Genomic DNA, 3,091 nt, shown 5'->3' on the forward strand with positions numbered 1-3,091 from the left:
TTCGATTTCATCAGGGATCCTTTTAAGGCGTTCCTCGGCTATTTTGTAGTACATAATGGCTTTAGTGTATTGCTTTTTATAATACGCGTACATGCCGGAGAAAAAGAAAAAATAATACTGGATCATATCATCAGTTTCGTGTTCTTCGGCAGTTTTTTCGAGCTCGTCAAGAACGCCGCCGGACTTGCTATATTCCTCTTTTAGAAGCAGATAACGTGCATCTAAAAGGTTATAGTAAAGCAAAACGTCTTGGTTCTCATCCATTGAATCCAGAAGAGGTTGTATTTCTTCTTTTTTTGCATCTGCTGCCGATATATTATGCTGTTTAATGCTTGAATACCATTGATTCAGCATGTTTGCAACTTTTTCATATGCAATTGGTGAGCTCAATAAGATTACCCCCTTTATCAATTTTTTCGAATCTTATAAATAATTACATTATGGCAGAGGGAAGGGTTATTTTGAAGAGAATTGTAAAAAAAAGAGAGTATTTACCCGTGTAGACATGTAGACACGTCTACAATGTGGTGTTATTATCAATATAATAAGACAAGCTCATTCGGAGCTTCAGGAGGTAATTTAATGGCGGCCAAGACAATTAATTTCGCCAATTTTAAGGGCGGCGTAGGCAAGACGATGACAGGTATTCTAACTGCGCGCTGGTTCAGCAAATTCGGTTTTAAAGTGTTATTTATTGATTTAGACCCGCAAGCCAACGCAACAAGTATTTTGCTACGATCTACTGGAATTGAAGATTTTGAAAGATCACTATACGAAGGGATCAAAGCCGGAGATATTACGAATTGTATCGTTCCTACCTTTGAAAATTTGGATTTGATTCCAAGCGACTTGGATTTAGTTGGTTTACCTATTTTTTTGAATGACACAGTAAAGGGAAACATAAAATCTCGAGCTTATCTTTTAGATCATTTGATTGAGCCATTGCGCAATGATTATGATTTTATTTTCATTGATACACCGCCAACGATTTCCGATTTTACGAATAATGCGGTTGTTGCTGCGGATTATGCAGCGCTTGTCATGCAAACACAGGATTGGAGCTTTAAAGCCACACAGCAATTCATTCCGTACCTACAGGAAATGATACATGCTTATGAAACGGATATTGATTTACTGGGAGTCATCCCCTTGCTGATCGAATCGAGAAGTCCTAGTGATATAAGTGTTTTTAACCGCGCAAAAGAAGAATACGGCGAATATCTCATGAAGAGCGCTATTTATCACCGGCGGAGGATTAAAACATTTACTCGAAAAGGGATTACTGATAATGATCGTCATGATAAAGACGCATTGTATATGTATAAGCGTCTTGCAAAAGAAATGTTAGAGAGGATGGGATATGATGGGCCTTTTGGAGAGACCACATCGGAACAAGACAACGAGGGGCAATGAGTGGACGCAGAGTGTAAAGAAAAATAAAGACAAGAGGGGAACAATTAAAGTTCCGCGAGATCAGCATGATCGGTTAATGGCTTTAGCATTTGCTAAAGACTTAAAAATGCCAGGTCTTTTGTTAGAAGTGGAGCAGCTTCTCCAGGAAACATTGACCGAAGATGAAAAAGCAATGTATCAAACCATGTTGAAAAAGCTGTCTAATAAATGAATTAAGTAGACACGTCTACATGTCTACGTTTATATGGCCGGCAGCGCAACAGCGTAGCCGGCCGTAATTATGTTTAGAATGAAATACACTCATGAAAGAAGGGACTATTTTGGAAAATGAGTTTAAAACACATTTAGAGGCCGATAGAGAGGTTTTAACGTCTTCGGGTGTAAAAGGTCAAAAAAACAAAAAAAGAGGCCCATATCGGACGAGAAACGGGTCGAAGATGGAAGATACTCATACGAAAATAAATTTTTATGCTAGAAATGATTTGAAGGAACGGCTCGATAAGTTGGCCAAGAAGCAACCGAAAGGTTTTAGACATAAGCTTTTCAATGATATGTTGGAGCAAATCATTATAGATTTAGAGGAGTTATCCGCAGATTCAGATTAAATTTTAAGCTGAAAAATGGAAAGGCATGTCGTTTATCCACAGTTTTGGAGGAAGAAGTTTCCCTTAAAGCCTTGTATTCTCAAAATTCGAATAGTAGAATAATAGATAATTAAATACGAACGGAAAAAAGGCAAAATAAAAAGTGCTCAATGTTGGTAGCATTGAACACTCCGACTGTTTGTAAGATCGCACCTCTTACAACGTCATTTAGATGTTATCTATTATACTCGGAAAAGGCTTCAAAATCAAGGTTTTACGGGGATAAAAAGGGTGACAGTGAATGACTGTTTTGGGTGTAATAACTCACAATCAGTCAGGAACTGTCGCCCTTTTTTCTTTCGTCACCCAGCTGCCGTTAAGGGGTGTAAAATAAACTGACGTCAGGAGTTGCTCCGTCCACTGCAAAAATACGGAGATGTAGCCACAAATAAGCGTTCCTTGCTGCGCTTGTGGTGAAATGGCGAGGACGGCCATAAACGGTCCGGTGGTTGTACGGCGCATTACGGTGCGGGTATCAACGGCCAAAGCTTCATGCTTGCGGCACACAATTGAGTGTGACCGTGTGAGAGAACACAGGACAAACCCATGAAGCAGCATACAGGACGTGCATTGTATGTAAAAAGGCGTTGCAGACGAAAGTCTGGCGATCAGCAAGGCGGACTGGAAACCTCAGGCATCACTACCGAGCCAGTTTCAACCGATCGATTACCTATTGCCGCCCAATTATTATTTTTTTTGGGTCGGCAATAGGTAATCGAATTTCGCCCCTGTTTCCTAGAGCAGTCAGCTATCCTGCCAGTTTCAAGTCCTTAAAGTCAAGAGAAAAAGATAAAATAATTATGGCGAAATTCCTTAAAAACCGGAAGTGTTTTTAAGTTCCTTTTTTATCCGCGATTTTGATTTCTTCGGGTTTTTCACCTTCTTATTATGAAAAAGTCTTCTGTTTTTTAACTTCCCATTCAAGCATGAAAAAAATGATTGATGTGATCTATAAAGTGTGTGAAGGTGTGTTGAAGTATAAGGCATCTTTAAACAGCCAACCATGGCGTTTTTACAAAAAAGTAAATATACTC

The 3,091-nt window shown here is 39.2% G+C and carries 3 protein-coding genes and 1 pseudogene; 3 read left to right on the forward strand and 1 reads right to left on the reverse strand.

Features of this window, described 5'->3' with window-relative positions; translation table 11 throughout:
- Positions 1-411: pseudogene (locus tag ACFVFQ_RS38535) on the reverse strand (hypothetical protein); the annotation flags it as partial.
- A 171-nt stretch (positions 412-582) separates the two neighbouring features.
- Here ACFVFQ_RS38535 and ACFVFQ_RS38540 point away from each other — a divergent pair.
- From ACFVFQ_RS38540 to ACFVFQ_RS38550, 3 genes are all read left to right on the forward strand, one after another.
- Positions 583-1,413 carry a ParA family protein gene (locus ACFVFQ_RS38540; protein ID WP_158658237.1) on the forward strand — a complete coding sequence of 277 codons (831 nt, stop codon included), beginning with the start codon at positions 583-585 and terminating at the stop codon, positions 1,411-1,413.
- A 76-nt stretch (positions 1,414-1,489) separates the two neighbouring features.
- Positions 1,490-1,624: a hypothetical protein gene (locus ACFVFQ_RS38545; RefSeq protein ID WP_275265778.1), complete on the forward strand. Its 135-nt coding sequence runs from the start codon at positions 1,490-1,492 to the stop codon at positions 1,622-1,624.
- A gap of 91 nt (positions 1,625-1,715) precedes the next feature.
- Complete coding sequence (locus ACFVFQ_RS38550) at positions 1,716-2,018, forward strand: hypothetical protein (RefSeq protein WP_376947965.1); 303 nt, start codon at positions 1,716-1,718, stop codon at positions 2,016-2,018.
- The last annotated feature ends 1,073 nt before the right edge of the window (positions 2,019-3,091 follow it).

Source organism: Streptomyces sp. NPDC057743, assembly GCF_042798755.1.
Classification (GTDB): Bacteria; Actinomycetota; Actinomycetes; order Streptomycetales; family Streptomycetaceae; genus Streptomyces.